Source organism: Streptococcus sp. ACS2, assembly GCF_000525585.1.
GTDB lineage: Bacteria > Bacillota > Bacilli > Lactobacillales > Streptococcaceae > Streptococcus.
In genome coordinates this window covers 16,835-31,484 of sequence record NZ_JALT01000016.1, presented here as the reverse complement: position 1 = coordinate 31,484, position 14,650 = coordinate 16,835, and the positions used below count along the sequence as shown (strand labels likewise).

The 14,650-nt window shown below is 41.4% G+C and carries 15 protein-coding genes and 1 riboswitch; of the genes, 8 read left to right on the top strand and 7 right to left on the bottom strand.

Features of this window, described 5'->3' with window-relative positions; all coding sequences use genetic code 11:
* The first annotated feature begins 1 nt into the window (after position 1).
* Both HMPREF1517_RS02565 and HMPREF1517_RS02560 read left to right on the top strand, forming a co-directional pair.
* Positions 2–760, top strand: coding sequence for an amino acid ABC transporter ATP-binding protein (locus HMPREF1517_RS02565; RefSeq protein ID WP_037599210.1), 759 nt, complete (start codon positions 2–4; stop codon positions 758–760).
* A gap of 43 nt (positions 761–803) precedes the next feature.
* Positions 804–1,658, top strand: coding sequence for a cysteine ABC transporter substrate-binding protein (locus tag HMPREF1517_RS02560; RefSeq protein WP_002891583.1), 855 nt, complete (start codon positions 804–806; stop codon positions 1,656–1,658).
* A gap of 100 nt (positions 1,659–1,758) precedes the next feature.
* Here the strand turns inward: HMPREF1517_RS02560 and HMPREF1517_RS02555 are convergent, their stop codons facing one another.
* From HMPREF1517_RS02555 to HMPREF1517_RS02545, 3 genes are read right to left on the bottom strand one after another with little or no spacing between them, the layout of a single operon-like run.
* Positions 1,759–2,460, bottom strand: coding sequence for a hypothetical protein (locus HMPREF1517_RS02555; RefSeq protein WP_037599209.1), 702 nt, complete (start codon positions 2,458–2,460; stop codon positions 1,759–1,761).
* A complete protein-coding gene (locus tag HMPREF1517_RS02550; protein ID WP_037599208.1) occupies positions 2,429–3,157 on the bottom strand; it encodes a hypothetical protein in 729 nt (242 codons plus the stop codon). The genes HMPREF1517_RS02555 and HMPREF1517_RS02550 overlap by 32 nt, the downstream gene beginning before the upstream one ends.
* Positions 3,126–3,821 carry a hypothetical protein gene (locus tag HMPREF1517_RS02545; protein ID WP_084639274.1) on the bottom strand — a complete coding sequence of 232 codons (696 nt, stop codon included), beginning with the start codon at positions 3,819–3,821 and terminating at the stop codon, positions 3,126–3,128. Before HMPREF1517_RS02545 ends, HMPREF1517_RS02550 begins: the two co-directional genes overlap by 32 nt.
* 142 nt (positions 3,822–3,963) lie before the next feature.
* On the opposite strand from HMPREF1517_RS02545, the gene HMPREF1517_RS02540 reads away from it, so the two are divergent.
* The 3 genes from HMPREF1517_RS02540 (at position 3,964) to HMPREF1517_RS02530 (ending at position 7,997) form a co-directional block, all read left to right on the top strand.
* Positions 3,964–5,337 (top strand): UDP-N-acetylmuramoyl-tripeptide--D-alanyl-D-alanine ligase, encoded by a 1,374-nt coding sequence (locus HMPREF1517_RS02540; protein ID WP_037599207.1) that lies wholly within the window; start codon positions 3,964–3,966, stop codon positions 5,335–5,337.
* Between the two features lie 89 nt (positions 5,338–5,426).
* Positions 5,427–6,092, top strand: coding sequence for a YwaF family protein (locus HMPREF1517_RS02535; RefSeq protein ID WP_037599206.1), 666 nt, complete (start codon positions 5,427–5,429; stop codon positions 6,090–6,092).
* Between the two features lie 360 nt (positions 6,093–6,452).
* Positions 6,453–7,997: a peptide chain release factor 3 gene (locus tag HMPREF1517_RS02530; RefSeq protein ID WP_002884210.1), complete on the top strand. Its 1,545-nt coding sequence runs from the start codon at positions 6,453–6,455 to the stop codon at positions 7,995–7,997.
* Positions 7,998–8,375: 378 nt separating this feature from the next.
* Here the strand turns inward: HMPREF1517_RS02530 and thiT are convergent, their stop codons facing one another.
* Positions 8,376–8,951 carry an energy-coupled thiamine transporter ThiT gene (gene thiT / locus HMPREF1517_RS02525; protein ID WP_037599205.1) on the bottom strand — a complete coding sequence of 192 codons (576 nt, stop codon included), beginning with the start codon at positions 8,949–8,951 and terminating at the stop codon, positions 8,376–8,378.
* An 80-nt stretch (positions 8,952–9,031) separates the two neighbouring features.
* A riboswitch (TPP riboswitch) is annotated at positions 9,032–9,151 on the bottom strand.
* A 103-nt stretch (positions 9,152–9,254) separates the two neighbouring features.
* On the opposite strand from thiT, the gene HMPREF1517_RS02520 reads away from it, so the two are divergent.
* From HMPREF1517_RS02520 to HMPREF1517_RS02510, 3 genes are all read left to right on the top strand, one after another.
* A complete protein-coding gene (locus tag HMPREF1517_RS02520; RefSeq protein ID WP_002891573.1) occupies positions 9,255–9,635 on the top strand; it encodes a PH domain-containing protein in 381 nt (126 codons plus the stop codon).
* 12 nt (positions 9,636–9,647) lie between these two features.
* Positions 9,648–10,553 carry a magnesium transporter CorA family protein gene (locus tag HMPREF1517_RS02515; RefSeq protein ID WP_037599204.1) on the top strand — a complete coding sequence of 302 codons (906 nt, stop codon included), beginning with the start codon at positions 9,648–9,650 and terminating at the stop codon, positions 10,551–10,553.
* A gap of 194 nt (positions 10,554–10,747) precedes the next feature.
* Positions 10,748–12,334 carry a DEAD/DEAH box helicase gene (locus HMPREF1517_RS02510; RefSeq protein ID WP_004183188.1) on the top strand — a complete coding sequence of 529 codons (1,587 nt, stop codon included), beginning with the start codon at positions 10,748–10,750 and terminating at the stop codon, positions 12,332–12,334.
* A gap of 205 nt (positions 12,335–12,539) precedes the next feature.
* Here HMPREF1517_RS02510 and HMPREF1517_RS02505 read toward each other — a convergent pair whose 3' ends face one another.
* The 3 genes from HMPREF1517_RS02505 to HMPREF1517_RS02495 are packed head-to-tail and all read right to left on the bottom strand — an operon-like array spanning position 12,540 to position 14,562.
* Positions 12,540–12,809, bottom strand: coding sequence for a GIY-YIG nuclease family protein (locus HMPREF1517_RS02505; protein ID WP_037599203.1), 270 nt, complete (start codon positions 12,807–12,809; stop codon positions 12,540–12,542).
* 3 nt (positions 12,810–12,812) lie between these two features.
* Entirely contained in the window at positions 12,813–13,577 is a 765-nt protein-coding gene (locus HMPREF1517_RS02500; RefSeq protein WP_037599202.1) for a tRNA1(Val) (adenine(37)-N6)-methyltransferase, read from the bottom strand.
* 49 nt (positions 13,578–13,626) lie between these two features.
* Complete coding sequence (locus tag HMPREF1517_RS02495) at positions 13,627–14,562, bottom strand: polysaccharide deacetylase family protein (protein ID WP_037599201.1); 936 nt, start codon at positions 14,560–14,562, stop codon at positions 13,627–13,629.
* Positions 14,563–14,650 lie beyond the last annotated feature (88 nt).

Below are 14,650 nucleotides of genomic sequence, written 5' to 3'. Positions count from 1 at the left end.
GATGACAGAAAGCATTTTACAAATCAAGGATTTGAAAAAGTCCTTTGGGGACAATCAGATTCTCAAAGGCATCTCCTTGGATGTTAAACAAGGTGAAGTCGTTGTTATCCTGGGTTCCTCAGGTTGTGGAAAATCGACCCTACTACGTTGTATCAATGGCTTGGAGACTATTCAAGGAGGGGATATTCTCCTGGATGGCAAGTCTATCACTGGTAGCAAGAAGGATTTTCACCTAATTCGCCAGAAAATCGGCATGGTCTTTCAAAGCTATGACCTCTTCCCGCATTTGGACATCCTGCAAAATCTGATTTTGGGGCCAGTCAAAGCTCAAGGGCGTAATAAGGAAGAAGTCATTGCGGAGGCTGAGAAACTTTTGGACCGTGTGGGACTTTTGGACAAGAAGCATAGCTTTGCGCGACAACTGTCAGGTGGTCAAAAGCAACGTGTAGCCATTGTCCGTTCACTGCTCATGCATCCTGAAGTTATTCTCTTCGACGAAGTGACGGCGTCGCTTGACCCTGAGATGGTTCGTGAGGTCCTGGAACTAATCAATGACCTCGCTCAAGAAGGACGCACCATGTTGATTGTAACCCATGAGCTTCAGTTTGCGCGTGCCATCGCTGACCGTATTATCTTTATGGATAAGGGTGTCATCGCTGAGGAAGGGACTGCTGAAGAATTCTTCAATCATCCAAAGACACAGCGAGCTCAAGAGTTTCTCAATGTCTTTGACTTCAGCCAGTTTGGTGCCTATTTGTAACCCATTGTTTTTAGTAAAAAATATAATATTTTAGGAGATATTTATGAAATTAACAAAGAAAATTTTTGCCCTATTAGCCCTCGTCTTTGCCTTGGTGGCAGTGACTGCTTGCTCAAGTAACAGTAGCTCTGGTAAATCGACAGCCAAAGCACGTACTATTGAAGAAATTAAGAAGAGTGGTGAACTCCGTATCGCCGTTTTTGCGGACAAGAAACCTTTTGGTTATGTAGATAACAAGGGTGCTTACCAAGGTTACGATATTGAACTTGGTAACCGTTTGGCTAAAGACTTGGGTGTTAAACCTAAATACGTCTCAGTAGATGCGGCCAACCGTGCCGAATTCTTGATTTCAAACAAGGTAGATATTACGCTTGCCAACTTCACAGTAACTGATGAACGTAAGAAACAAGTGGACTTCGCTCTTCCTTATATGAAAGTCTCAATCGGTGTGGTATCACCTAAAGACAAGGTCATTAAGGACGTTAAAGAGCTTGAAGGTAAGACTTTGATTGTTACTAAGGGGACAACTGCTGAAACTTACTTTGAAAAGAACTACCCAAATATCAAATTGCAAAAGTATGACCAATATAGCGACGCTTACCAAGCCCTCCTTGATGGTCGTGGCGATGCCTTCTCAACAGATAATACAGAAGTTCTTGCTTGGGCTCTAGAAAATAAAGGTTACGAAGTTGGAATCACATCGCTTGGTAACCCAGATACTATTGCCCCAGCCGTTCAAAAAGGTAACAAAGAACTCCTTGACTTTATCAATAAAGACATTAAGAAACTTGGCGAAGAGAATTTCTTCCACAAAGATTATGAAAAGACACTTCACCCAACTTACGGTGATGCAGCTAAAGCTGATGACCTCGTGGTTGAAGGTGGCGAAGTGAAATAAGACTAATTCCTCTCTAAGGGGAAGTCTTGCTTAACAAGAATAAAACAACCACTCCTGCTTATATCTAGTCTAGCTAGAAGCAGGGGTGGTTTTTCTTGTTTTAGAGTGATTTTTTTCTCACCTTTTTGCTTTTTATGTTTCTCCATCCAATGACAATAGTTGACAAGAAAGCGGCTCCCACCATTCCCCAAAAAAGAAAAGAGTCAATATAATCAAAAAAAGTTTTGCGTTCACCATAGACCGAGGTAGAGCCATCTTTCCAAGTAATGGTTTTGTCCCTATCATCAATCCTTTTGTAAGACTCATCATTATAAGTCAAATAATGATCCTTCCGTACATACATATTCAAATAGTTATAGCCGTTCTTTGTGGGAAGGTCTGAGACCAGACTTTCCTTGGCGTAAACTTCAATGTAGATGGTTCCATCTTTAAGACCTTTAATTTTCTGAGTTCGAGCATTTTTGATAAGGATTTTTCCATCTTGTACAATTTCCCAATCGTACTTACGACTTCTTCCTCCTTCGTTATAGGAAATAGCAAGCTTGTGGTTTTCAGACTGCCATAGCTCGTAGATACTATTTTCACTGATACCATCATAAAAGAATCTAATATAGATGTTGACTATAGGTACCATGATTAGAAAACAAATACTCAAAATCTTGACTAAACGGTCTTTGAATTTACCCCAACGTGCTCGCCATCCAGTTTTATACTTTTGTGTTCTTCGATATTCATTTTGTGAATGGTCACTTATATTAATTTTCTGTCGGTCAGCGTATTTTCTCTTTAGTTGATGCCTCATTTAGCCTATTTTTCTTTTTTAGATTTCTTTTTATTCTCCAATCGACAAAAATGGCATACAAAATCATAGAACCAATAATTCCAAAAAAGATATAAGGTTTCAGACGATCAAACAAGGTTATTCGTTGACCATAAAGGGATTTTGAACCATCTTTCCAGGTAATGCTCTTGTTTTCATCATCAATCAGTTTGTAGGATTCGCCATCATAGGTCAAGTAATCGTCTTTACGGACATACATATTCAAATAATTGTAGCCGTTCTTTGTGGGAAGGTCTGAAAACAGACTTTCCTTAGCATAAACTTCAATATAGAGGGTCCCATCCTCTAAGCGTTTAATATCATCGATACGTGCATTTTTGATGAGGACATTTCCGTCTTGAACAATATCCCAATCACGCTTACTTCCCTTTGAACCATCTTCATATGATATGGCAAGCTTATGATTTTCAGATTGCCATAGACCGTAGATACCATCTTTAGAAACCCCATCGTCAAAGAAAATCATATAAACGATGAAAATCGGTATCATGAGTAGGAAACATATCATAAACACATTGACTAGACGGTCTGTAAATTTATCCCAGAGTGCTCGCCATCCCGTTTTACGTTTTTGTTCTTTTCGATATGCTTTTTGTGAATGATATTTTCGGTTGAGTTTCTTTCGGTCAGCGTATTTTCTTTTTGATTGGTGTCTCACTTAGTTTTTCTCTCCTCTTTTGCCGAGCCTCTAAAATAACAAGAAAGAAGCCCAGTCCCAGAATTCCACGATAGATAGTTTGAACAATTGTAGATAGGTTTGTTTTCCGTTCACCATAAGGGCTGGTAGAACCATCTTTCCAAGTAATAGTCTTGTTTCCAGAATTGATACGCTTGTAGGATTCGCCATCATAGGTAAGATAATTGTTTTTGCGAAGATAGAAATCCAGATAGCTGAAGCCGTCCTTGGTCGGTAGGTCTGTCAGGTAGCCTTCCACAGTGTAGAGCTCCATGTGAAGAGTCCCGTCATTAAGCCGCTTGACCGGGCGAGTTCTAGCAGCATAGATAATATACTTACCATCCTGTACGACTTGCCAGTTGATATTTCCTCGTTTCCGAATATGCTTATAGGAAATCGCTAACTTATGATGATCAGACTGCCAGAGACCATAAATGTTGTCTTGATTGACTGTATAATGATCATAATAATAAAATCCACCATAAAGCAGTGCTAGTAGCACTAAGATAATCAATTCAGCTGTTGGCTCTAGTGGGATTATCTTTCTCCAATCAAAGCGCCATCCTTTGGGTTCTTCAATACTTTGGCAGTCTCTATTTATATTTTCCTCTCCTTTAGAGAGGTTGATTAATTTTTTCTTTGTCATGCCTAATCCTTTCATCAACCATTGTAACAAATTCATCTCCCAAGCAAAAGCTAGCCTGATTTGTGATATAATTGGGAGTGATTGCGGGCAAGAAAATCTTATTTCTTGCCAGACTTGTAAAAATAAAACAGAGGATTTTAAGATGAAACTGACACTCCATGAAATTGCCAAGGTTGTTGGCGCTAAAAATGATGTCACAGCCTATGAAGATGTTGCCATTAACCAAATTGAGTTTGATAGCCGTAAGATTACAGCGGGCGACCTCTTTTTGCCGCTAAAAGGTGCGCGTGATGGACATGATTTTATCCAAACAGCCTTTGACAATGGTGCTCTAGCGACATTCACAGAAAAAGAATTGCCAGCTGATCAAGCCCACATCCTAGTCGATGATGCTCTTGAAGCTTTTCAAAAACTAGCTGCCTACTATCTTGAAAAGACTGGTGTTGACGTTATTGCGGTGACTGGTTCTAACGGTAAGACAACGACCAAGGATATGATTCATGATATCTTGGCCACAACCTATCGTACTTACAAGACCCAAGGTAATTACAACAATGAGATTGGTCTTCCTTATACTGCCCTACACATGCCTGATGATACGGAGAAAATCGTTCTTGAGATGGGGCAAGACCACATGGGAGACATTCACCTCTTGTCAACCTTGGCGAAGCCAAAAACAGCTGTTGTTACCTTAATCGGAGAGGCTCATTTGGAATTCTTTGGTAGCCGTGACAAGATTGCTCAAGGTAAAATGCAAATGCAAGACGGTATGCCTGATGGTAGCCTCTTGCTTGTACCTAGTGATCCTATCGTCGATCCATTCTTGCCAAGCAATCTTGACGTGGTACGCTTTGGGGATGGTGCGGAGCTTACGGTCTCTGAGTTGACAGAGTTCAAAGACCACCTCACCTTCTCAACAAACTTCCTAGACGGACAAGTTACCTTGCCAGTCACTGGAAAATACAATGCCACAAATGCCATGGTTGCTGCCTATGTCGCAAAACATTTGGGTGTAACTGAAGAAAACATCCTCTCAGCTCTTGCTAACTTGCAGCTTACCAAAAACCGTACTGAATGGAAAAAAGCAGCTAACGGTGCCGACATCCTTTCGGATGTCTACAATGCCAATCCAACAGCTATGAAGCTCATTTTGGAGACCTTCTCAGCCATTCCTAAGAATGAAGGAGGCAAGAAAATTGCTGTCCTAGCTGATATGAAAGAACTCGGTGAACAGTCTGTGCAACTTCACACGCAGATGATACTAAGTCTGACACCAGATGCTATTGATACGGTGATTTTCTACGGTGAGGATATTGCAGAATTGTCGCAACTTGCTAGCCAAATGTTCCCTCTTGGTCATGTTTATTATTTCAAGAAGACAGCTGATGAAGACCAATTTGACGCTATGGTTAAGCAAATCAAAGAAAGCCTAGGCGAGTACGATCAAATCTTGCTCAAGGGCTCTAACTCTATGAACCTAGCCAAGGTCGTGGAAGAATTACAAGCTAAGAATTAAGTTCTCTAACCTGCTCTCTAAAGCAGGTTTTTGCTTTACCCTGAAATTTGATATAATAGCAGGCATAGTAATTTCAGCAGGAGAAGAGAATGAAGAATTTTTTGACAACCACCCAAACTCATCCACCTCAGATACCTTTGCCCTATTATTTACTTATGCTCTTGGCAATGGTGTTTTTGAGTTACTTGAGTTGGCGTTGGTATAAGAATAAGATATGGCGTTGGACCTTTCTCACTATCCAAGCCATTCAACTCTTTGCCCTCTATACTTGGTACCTCTGGCAGGGCTTTCCTCTTTATATTAGTCTGCCCCTTTACCATTGCCGCATGGCCATGTTTGCTGTTCTCCTCCTGAAAAATAGTAGAATAAAGAGCTATTTTGCTATTATGGGAGTTGTCGGGACTTACTGTGCATTGATTTATCCAGTATTTGATCCCTATGAGTTTCCACATATCACAGGCTTTTCTTTCCTATTTGGCCACTATGCCCTACTGGTCAATAGCCTCAATGTCATTTTTAACAGTTATAAAATCCATCCCATCAGCAAGCGGCTGATTGTGGTGGCTACCTTATTACTAAATCTAGCTTTGGTAATAGTTAATCAGACCATCGGTGGAAACTATGGCATGCTTAAACACACACCATTTATTATGGGAACTCCCTTACTTGTCAAATACCTTGCTGTTTCAGGAGCTCTGATTATTCTCATGATAATCATGAAAAAAGGTCTGGAGCGTTTTGAAGAGAAATATTAAATAAATGAAGAAACACGCTATCAGAAAGTTGATAGCGTGCTTTGTCAATTTATTTGTTTTATTCTAGTTTTATTCTAACACAAAACGCTTTCAGAATTGCTTTCACACTGTAATTTGGATATAATAAAAGAGCTGTGCCTGCGAGAATTATCGCAAGCCTTGACAACAAATGTAGCTTTCAAAAGACAGAAATTTTCTGAAAGAAGTGCTACAACGATCTTGCTTTTCGTTCTGGTAAAAACCCTATTGCTATTAGTAGCTCTGGGACATGGAATTTCTGAGATTTACAAAGAAGCTGCTGACATCCATACCACTAAGGAAAAGTAACAAAAAGATTATTTTCAAAGAAGAAAGAAAACTATGAGTATTCAAGACGAAATCAAAAAACGCCGTACTTTTGCCATCATCTCTCACCCCGATGCTGGTAAAACAACAATCACTGAACAATTGCTTTACTTTGGGGGTGAAATCCGTGAAGCTGGTACCGTAAAAGGTAAGAAAACCGGAAACTTTGCCAAATCAGACTGGATGGATATTGAGAAACAACGTGGTATCTCAGTAACTTCATCTGTGATGCAGTTTGACTATGCTGGCAAACGTGTCAATATCCTTGATACCCCAGGGCACGAGGACTTCTCAGAAGATACTTACCGTACCCTTATGGCGGTTGATGCTGCCGTCATGGTCGTTGACTCAGCCAAGGGTATCGAGGCACAAACCAAAAAACTTTTCGAAGTTGTCAAACACCGTGGGATTCCTGTCTTCACCTTCATGAACAAATTGGACCGTGATGGACGAGAGCCACTTGACCTCTTGGAAGAGTTGGAAGAAGTGCTTGGTATTGCCAGCTACCCAATGAACTGGCCTATCGGTATGGGTAAAGCCTTCGAAGGACTTTATGACCTCTATAACGAACGCTTGGAGCTCTATAAAGGTGACGAGCGCTTTGCCAAGATTGAAGATGGTGATACTCTTTTTGCCAACAACCCATTCTATGAGCAAGCTAAAGAAGATATTGAACTCTTGACAGAAGCGGGTAATGAATTCTCTGAGGAAGCTATTTTAGCTGGTGAATTGACACCGGTCTTCTTCGGTTCTGCCCTTACAAACTTTGGGGTTCAAACCTTCCTCGATACCTTCCTCAAATTTGCACCAGAACCACATGGTCACAAGACAGTGGATGGTGACGAGATTGATCCTCTCAACAAGGATTTCTCTGGTTTTGTTTTCAAAATCCAAGCCAATATGGACCCACGTCACCGTGACCGTATTGCCTTTGTTCGTATCGTTTCTGGTGAATTTGAGCGTGGTATGAGTGTTAACCTAACCCGTACTGGTAAAGGAGCTAAGCTCTCTAACGTCACTCAGTTCATGGCCGAATCTCGTGAAAATGTCGAAAATGCCGTGGCTGGAGATATTATCGGGGTTTACGATACAGGAACTTACCAGGTTGGTGATACCCTTACAGTAGGTAAAAACAAGTTTGAATTTGAGCCACTACCAACCTTTACGCCAGAGTTGTTCATGAAAGTTTCTGCTAAAAACGTCATGAAACAGAAGTCCTTCCACAAAGGAATTGAACAATTGGTGCAAGAAGGAGCCATCCAGCTCTACACCAATTACCAAACAGGTGAATACATGCTTGGTGCCGTTGGTCAACTTCAGTTTGAAGTCTTCAAACACCGTATGGAAAATGAATACAATGCCGAAGTCGTTATGACACCAATGGGTAAAAAGACTGTGCGTTGGATTCAACCTGAGGACCTCGATGAACGCATGTCATCAAGCCGAAATATCTTGGCTAAAGACCGCTTTGACCAACCAGTCTTCCTCTTTGAAAATGACTTTGCCCTTCGTTGGTTTGCGGATAAATATCCAGATGTAACATTGGAAGAGAAGATGTAATACGGCACAAAAGATGACGATTTTAAATCGTTCATCTTTTGACGCTAGCCACTATCTTGTGGCTAGCTAGCCGTCTCACTAACTACGTCAGACGAATAATATCGATTCGTCTGACTTCGTGTCGTAATATCTTAATAATGATATCTACACTACATACTATGAGACCGTGGCTAAATCCCTTACTAACTCGAAAACGGAAAAATATCGTTTCCGTTTTCTCATGTCGTAATGCTATGTATAGTTTATGTAAATCGTTCATCTTTTGACGCTAGCCACTATCTTGTGGCTAGCTAGCCTACGTCTGACTTCGTGTCGTAACATCTCATAAAAACATGAAAAACCATAGGACTGCCACTAAAGACTGTCCTATGGTTTCTTTTATTTTTCTGTATTGAGTAATCTGCCTAGGAATCGTTGTAGGGCGAAGAAAACAATGAGGCTGGCCAATGTTTCTCCTAGGAAAGATGAGCTATTGACAATGAGTGAATAGAGATAAGGGCTTTGTCCCTTAGGGGCATAACTTCCCCAAAAGATGACACCGGCTATAAAGTGAATGAGGTAACGAGCAAAGCTACCAAGCAGAATCCCCCAAGTGATAAGCATCAGAGACTTGACTTTATTGTCTTGTTTAATGGCTTTATCAAGGGCTGGTTTGACCACACCACTGATACCAATCAGACTAAAGGCGACAAAGTATTCCAGAAAACCTTGTGTTAAGGTTAGCCAACCACCGGCGGCTTGCCCTGTAACAACTTGAAGTAGCCCCCAGATAAGACCGCCCATAGCACCAGCTTTTAAGCCCCAGCGAAAACTGAGGAGAAAGATGGGCACCATCTTAAAGGAAAGGGAAATCCAAGGGCCTAGTGACATGGGCTGAGTAACTAGGTCCAGGATATAAGCAATGGTTGCAAAGAGTGCAACCTCAATCATTGGTCGAATACTTGTTTTCGACATAAAAAAACCTCCTATACCAATCGTCTTGATTGGCTATTTTTGCCACATCAAAACGACGTCATAGAAGTTCCTCTATTTCAATCTATTTTGAGACACATCCCTACGCAGGTTCTAACCTGATCAGGTGGTAAGAGTTTAGGCAAGTCTTGAAGAAAAATTCAAGCTAGCCATTCTCAGCAATTGCTCCTCTTGTGACTCCTTAATTGTACTACCAGAAACCCATTTTTGCAAGTGTCTGAAATCCTAAAATTGTGGTATAGTTAAAGCAAGGATTATCTTTACAATAAAAAAGGAGAAATAACTATGGGACTTTTTTCAGGACTGCTTGGCAATGCATCTAAAAAAGATAATGATAAGGTTGAGCGCCAATTGGAGGGCATCTTAATTCCAGGTGAACAGGTGGAGTTAGCCTATGCCCTTGTTCGTGACTTGATTGTCTTTACAGAGAAGCGCTTGATTTTAGTCGATAAACAAGGTGTTACAGGGAAGAAGACTTCTTACAAGTCTATCCCTTATCACTCAATCTCTCGTTTCACTGTAGAGAGCTCGGGCCACTTTGACCTAGATGCTGAACTTAAGATTTGGATTTCATCAGCACTTGAGCCTGCAGAGGTCCTTCAATTTAAGAGTGATAATAATGTCTTTGAAATCCAACAAGCTTTGGCAGCAGCAGTGCTGGAATAATGAGGAAGAAAAATGTTTATTGAAAAAGAACTGGGTTATAAGCGTCACTGGATTAATATCGACTCAGATATTATTTCTGAGCAATCCTATCTTTATACCAAGTATGATATTGATCAGGAAACCATAGAGTATGCTTTGGATAAAAATGAACGAGCTCACATGGACTACAATCGTGAGAATGGGACAATCACCTTTATCTATAACGTTCTGGCACTTGAAAAGGACAAGGAATACTATGAAACCATTCCTCTGACCTTTATTGTTCAAGATACGCGTTTGGTGACCATTAGTAACGAGGATAACGCTTATGTGATAAGCAAGATGCAAGATTATGTGGATAACCATGAGGATTTGTCTATCTACAAATTGCTCTTTGCAGGACTTGAGATGATTTCAAATGCCTACTATCCCGTCATTGAATGTTTGGATCAGCAAAAAGATGAGGTTAGTCGACGCCTAAGACAGACAACGACGAGTAAGAATCTTTACGATCTTTCAGATTTGGAAATAGGCATGGTTTATTTGGTGGCTGCCGCTACACAAAACCGTCTTCTTTTGGAGCACATCAAGGGGCACGCCATTTATCGTCGTCTCAACGAGGTCGAAAAAGAACAGTTTGATGATGCTATGATTGAAGCTAGACAGTTAGTAGCCATGACGGACCTCATTTCTAAGGTCTTACAGCAATTATCAGGTTCTTATAATAATATCCTAAACAATAATCTGAACAACAACTTGAGTAATTTGACCATTATTGAGGTACTCTTGGGAGTGCTCGCCGTCATTACCGGTTTCTTTGGGATGAATGTTCCTTTACCGTTTATGACGGTTAGTCCAGCCTGGATTTTCATCATTATCGGTAGTGTGATTCTTTGTTTGGTCTTGGCCCGCCACCTTCGTTGGTTGGTCCATAAATAATAATTAGTGAGTGAAACCGTCTTCTCAAATTGAAGGCTGTTTTAAAACGTTATTTTCTGTCTTTTTATTTCTAAATATGATAGACTAGATGAGTTGTTAAAATAAACGACTATTAAATACAGGTAGTTAATCTACTACACAACCAAGTCTCATAAGGTGGCTTCGCACCGCCTTCAAATAGAAAGAAGAATACTTTGAAATTTACAGATTTAAACCTATCAGAAGACATCCAATCAGCTGTTGTAGCTGCCGGTTTTGAAAAACCATCACCTATCCAAGAGTTGACAATTCCACTCGCTCTTGAAGGTAAGGATGTTATCGGTCAGGCCCAAACTGGTACTGGTAAAACAGCTGCCTTTGGTTTGCCTACCCTAGATAAAATTCGTACAGAAGAAAATACAATCCAAGCCCTTGTTATTGCCCCAACACGTGAGTTGGCAGTGCAATCTCAAGAAGAGCTTTTCCGTTTTGGTCGTGACAAAGGCGTTAAAGTTCGCTCAGTCTACGGTGGTTCTAGCATTGAAAAACAAATCAAGGCCCTCCGTTCAGGTGCCCACATCGTTGTAGGGACACCAGGTCGTCTCCTTGACCTTATCAAACGTAAGGCTCTTAAACTCAATAACATCGAGACTTTGATTTTGGATGAAGCGGATGAAATGCTTAACATGGGCTTCCTTGAAGACATTGAAGCTATCATTAGCCGAGTGCCAGAAGAACGTCAAACTCTCCTTTTCTCAGCAACTATGCCTGATGCCATCAAACGAATTGGTGTGCAGTTCATGAAAGACCCTGAGCATGTGAAGATCAAGGCTAAAGAATTGACCAATGTTAACGTTGACCAATACTTTATCCGGGTGAAGGAACAAGAGAAGTTTGATACCATGACTCGCCTTATGGACGTTGACCAACCAGAATTGTCAATTGTCTTTGGTCGTACCAAACGTCGTGTGGATGAGTTGACACGTGGTTTGAAACTTCGTGGTTTCCGTGCAGAAGGTATCCACGGTGACCTTGATCAAAACAAACGTCTTCGTGTTATCCGTGACTTCAAGAACGACCAAATCGATATCTTGGTTGCGACAGACGTTGCAGCGCGTGGTCTTGACATTTCAGGTGTCACTCACGTCTACAACTACGATATTCCACAAGATCCAGAAAGCTACGTTCACCGTATTGGACGTACAGGACGTGCAGGCCAATCAGGTCAATCTATTACTTTCGTAGCACCAAACGAAATGGGTTACTTGGGAATCATCGAAAACTTGACCAAGAAACGCATGAAAGGCCTTAAGCCACCAACAGCTCAAGAAGCCTTCCAAGCTAAGAAGAAAGTTGCCCTTAAGAAGATCGAACGCGACTTTGCGGATGAAGCTATCCGTTCTAACTTTGACAAGTTCAAGGGTGATGCGGTTAAATTGGCTCAAGAATTCACTCCTGAAGAATTGGCACTTTACATCTTGAGCTTGACCGTTCAAGACCCAGAGACAATGCCAGAAGTGGAAATTGCACGTGAAAAACCATTGCCATTCAAACCATCAGGTGGTGGCTTTGGTGGTAAAGGCGGCAAAGGTGGCCGTGGCAACCGTGGTCGCGATAACAACCGTCGTGGTGGATACCGTGGCGACCGTAACCGCGATGACCGAGACGGTGGCCGTCGTGACTTCAAACGCAAGTCTAAGAAGAATAGCCGTGACTTCGAAAATCGTGGCAACAAACGCCCACACCGCACCTCAAGTGAAAAGAAAAACGGCTTTGTTATCCGTAACAAGGGTGATAAATAAACAAGGAAAACGCTCTATGAAAATAGAGCGTTTTTTATATACTTATTTTTTTAGACTTCCCTTAGGTGAGTGCGGACGTCAGCGAACTTTTTCAAAGTTCCTAATTATAGTATTTTTTTATGAAAGCGCAAACATTTTAAGTGTAAAATAGTTATTATTAGAAAGTAGAAGTAGTAGTCTCAAGTAAATTCAAAAAAACACACGGTTATTTTTCCGTGTGTTCTTTGATATAGGCTAGTTTTTTCTCTCGGCTTTTTTTCTTAAAGAGTGTTTCGGCGCTCATGGCTTCTGGTTTGCTGGCGAAGGCTTCTGTGTAGAGGAGTTTAACTGGTAGGCGGGCTCTGGTGTACTTGGCGCCTTTGCCTGAGTTATGGGTTTTGAGGCGGCGTTCGACGTCTGTGGTATAGCCTGTATAGAGGGTGCCATCGGCACACTCAACCACATACATGTAGGCCTTGCTATCCTTTTCTATCATCGTTTAGGACTCACCCTCAGTCTTTTTTCCAAAGTAAATCTCAAAGATTTCGTCGGTATAGTCACCATTTTCCTTGTGAACAAAGAGAGGTGGAAGGATTTTCAAGCCATCTGTCGAACCGTCTTTAATGGCTTCAATCAGGAGCATGTTAGCCTCACGTCCCATTTTAGGATAGATAAACTGGATGCGTTTAGGCGCTAGATTATACTGGCGCATAGTATCGATGATATCCAAAAAGCGGTCAGGACGATGCACCATGGCAATACGTCCGTTAGATTTGAGGGCATGACGAGCGACCTGGCAAATTTCTTCTAGATTGGTCGTGATTTCGTGACGGGCTAAGAGGTAGTGCTCGGACAGATTCTTCTTGGATGTTTCTGTCGCCTTAAAGTAGGGAGGGTTACAGAGAATAAGGTCCACCTGAGATCGTGGGGCATGGTCAAGCAAATTTTTCAGGTCGTCATTGACAACGGTCACCTGGTCCTCTAGTTGGTTGAGAGTGACGGAACGTTTGGCCATGTCAGCCAGGCGTTCTTGTAGTTCAACCAAGGTAATTGGTGCCTCAGTGCGTGTACTAGCAAAGAGGCCAACGGCACCATTTCCCGAACAGAGGTCGACGATTAACCCCTTCTTTGGAATTTTTGGGAATCGCGAGAGGAGGACACTGTCGATAGAATAGCTGAAGACCTCCTTATTTTGAATGATTTTTACATCTGTGGAGAAGAGTTGGTCAATGCGTTCTCCATCTTTTAAAATTGGATTTGTCATAACTTTTATTGTAACAAAAAACAGCTCCCAAAGGAACTGTTGTGAGTGATTACTCCAGGACACCAAAGGTGTAGCCTTGATCTTTGAAGTATTCGATGATTTGTGGAAGGGTCTGAACTGTGAGCTCCTTACCAGCAGTGTCGTGCATAAGGACAACCTTAACATGACTCTCAGGGAAATATTTTTGTGAACCATCCAAGTAGGCCATCATGGTTTCAGATGTCGTTGGGCGAACAGAGGCTGGTTCTGCATCTCCACAAAGCATATTCCAGTCAATCCACTGGACACCTTCCTTGGCGAGAGCTTGGTCAGTACTTTCTAGACCTTGCCATGACATATGACCACCAGGATAACGGAAAATTCTTGTTTTGAAGTCTTTACCTAGGATGGCTTGGAAATTAGCCATGGTTTGGTTAACCTCAGAAACAATCTGACTTTGATTAGGAACACGTCCTGGATAAAGGAGATTAAAGTTGTGGCTGAGGCTATGGTTGGCAATAGCATGTCCTTCTGTAATTTGGCGTTTGAGGATGTCCGCATTTTCTTGTGTAATGGTGTAACCAATGTGGAAGAATGTGGCATGAACACCATATTCTTTCAAAATACTCATGACTTGTGGGGTCAGTGTTGGATCAATCCCGTCGTCAAACGTTAAAAAGACTACCTTGTCGTCGATATCCTGAGACTTGCCTCGAATAGTATTATTCACAGCAGTAACATCGTAAGCATAGTCAGAAGCTGCGATGCTGTGGTTACTACCTTTTTTAAGTTGTGTCTTATCATCTTCTTTAGCTTTTTCTGAAGATGAAGTTGTGCTATTAGCGACTTGTTCAGTCTTTTCAGCCTTGGCTACTTGTTCAGATTTCGTGTTATGGCGTTGGAATAGGACAAAGCCTAGGATAGCCAAAACAGCCAAGTTTGCAATAATGAGGCAAAGATTAAGTGCCTTTCGATTTTTCCCTATAATCTCAATACTTTTTTTCATAGTTACATTATAGCTCAAACTATTAGAAAGTGCCACACCATTTTCAAGACTTTTACAAAGAAATTCGATGAAAAAAGATCTCCTTTTT

What these genes read in the sequence shown, in the direction of transcription:
- thiT (WP_037599205.1), bottom strand. Translation starts at nt 8,951, where the DNA reads ATGTCGAAAACAAGTATTCGACCAATGATTGAGGTTGCACTCTTTGCA.
- HMPREF1517_RS02555 (WP_037599209.1), bottom strand. Translation starts at nt 2,460, where the DNA reads ATGAGGCATCAACTAAAGAGAAAATACGCTGACCGACAGAAAATTAAT.
- HMPREF1517_RS02515 (WP_037599204.1), top strand. Translation starts at nt 9,648, where the DNA reads ATGTTTATTGAAAAAGAACTGGGTTATAAGCGTCACTGGATTAATATC.
- HMPREF1517_RS02530 (WP_002884210.1), top strand. Translation starts at nt 6,453, where the DNA reads ATGAGTATTCAAGACGAAATCAAAAAACGCCGTACTTTTGCCATCATC.
- HMPREF1517_RS02565 (WP_037599210.1), top strand. Translation starts at nt 2, where the DNA reads ATGACAGAAAGCATTTTACAAATCAAGGATTTGAAAAAGTCCTTTGGG.
- HMPREF1517_RS02520 (WP_002891573.1), top strand. Translation starts at nt 9,255, where the DNA reads ATGGGACTTTTTTCAGGACTGCTTGGCAATGCATCTAAAAAAGATAAT.
- HMPREF1517_RS02495 (WP_037599201.1), bottom strand. Translation starts at nt 14,562, where the DNA reads ATGAAAAAAAGTATTGAGATTATAGGGAAAAATCGAAAGGCACTTAAT.
- HMPREF1517_RS02505 (WP_037599203.1), bottom strand. Translation starts at nt 12,809, where the DNA reads ATGATAGAAAAGGATAGCAAGGCCTACATGTATGTGGTTGAGTGTGCC.
- HMPREF1517_RS02535 (WP_037599206.1), top strand. Translation starts at nt 5,427, where the DNA reads ATGAAGAATTTTTTGACAACCACCCAAACTCATCCACCTCAGATACCT.
- HMPREF1517_RS02545 (WP_084639274.1), bottom strand. Translation starts at nt 3,821, where the DNA reads ATGACAAAGAAAAAATTAATCAACCTCTCTAAAGGAGAGGAAAATATA.
- HMPREF1517_RS02560 (WP_002891583.1), top strand. Translation starts at nt 804, where the DNA reads ATGAAATTAACAAAGAAAATTTTTGCCCTATTAGCCCTCGTCTTTGCC.
- HMPREF1517_RS02540 (WP_037599207.1), top strand. Translation starts at nt 3,964, where the DNA reads ATGAAACTGACACTCCATGAAATTGCCAAGGTTGTTGGCGCTAAAAAT.
- HMPREF1517_RS02500 (WP_037599202.1), bottom strand. Translation starts at nt 13,577, where the DNA reads ATGACAAATCCAATTTTAAAAGATGGAGAACGCATTGACCAACTCTTC.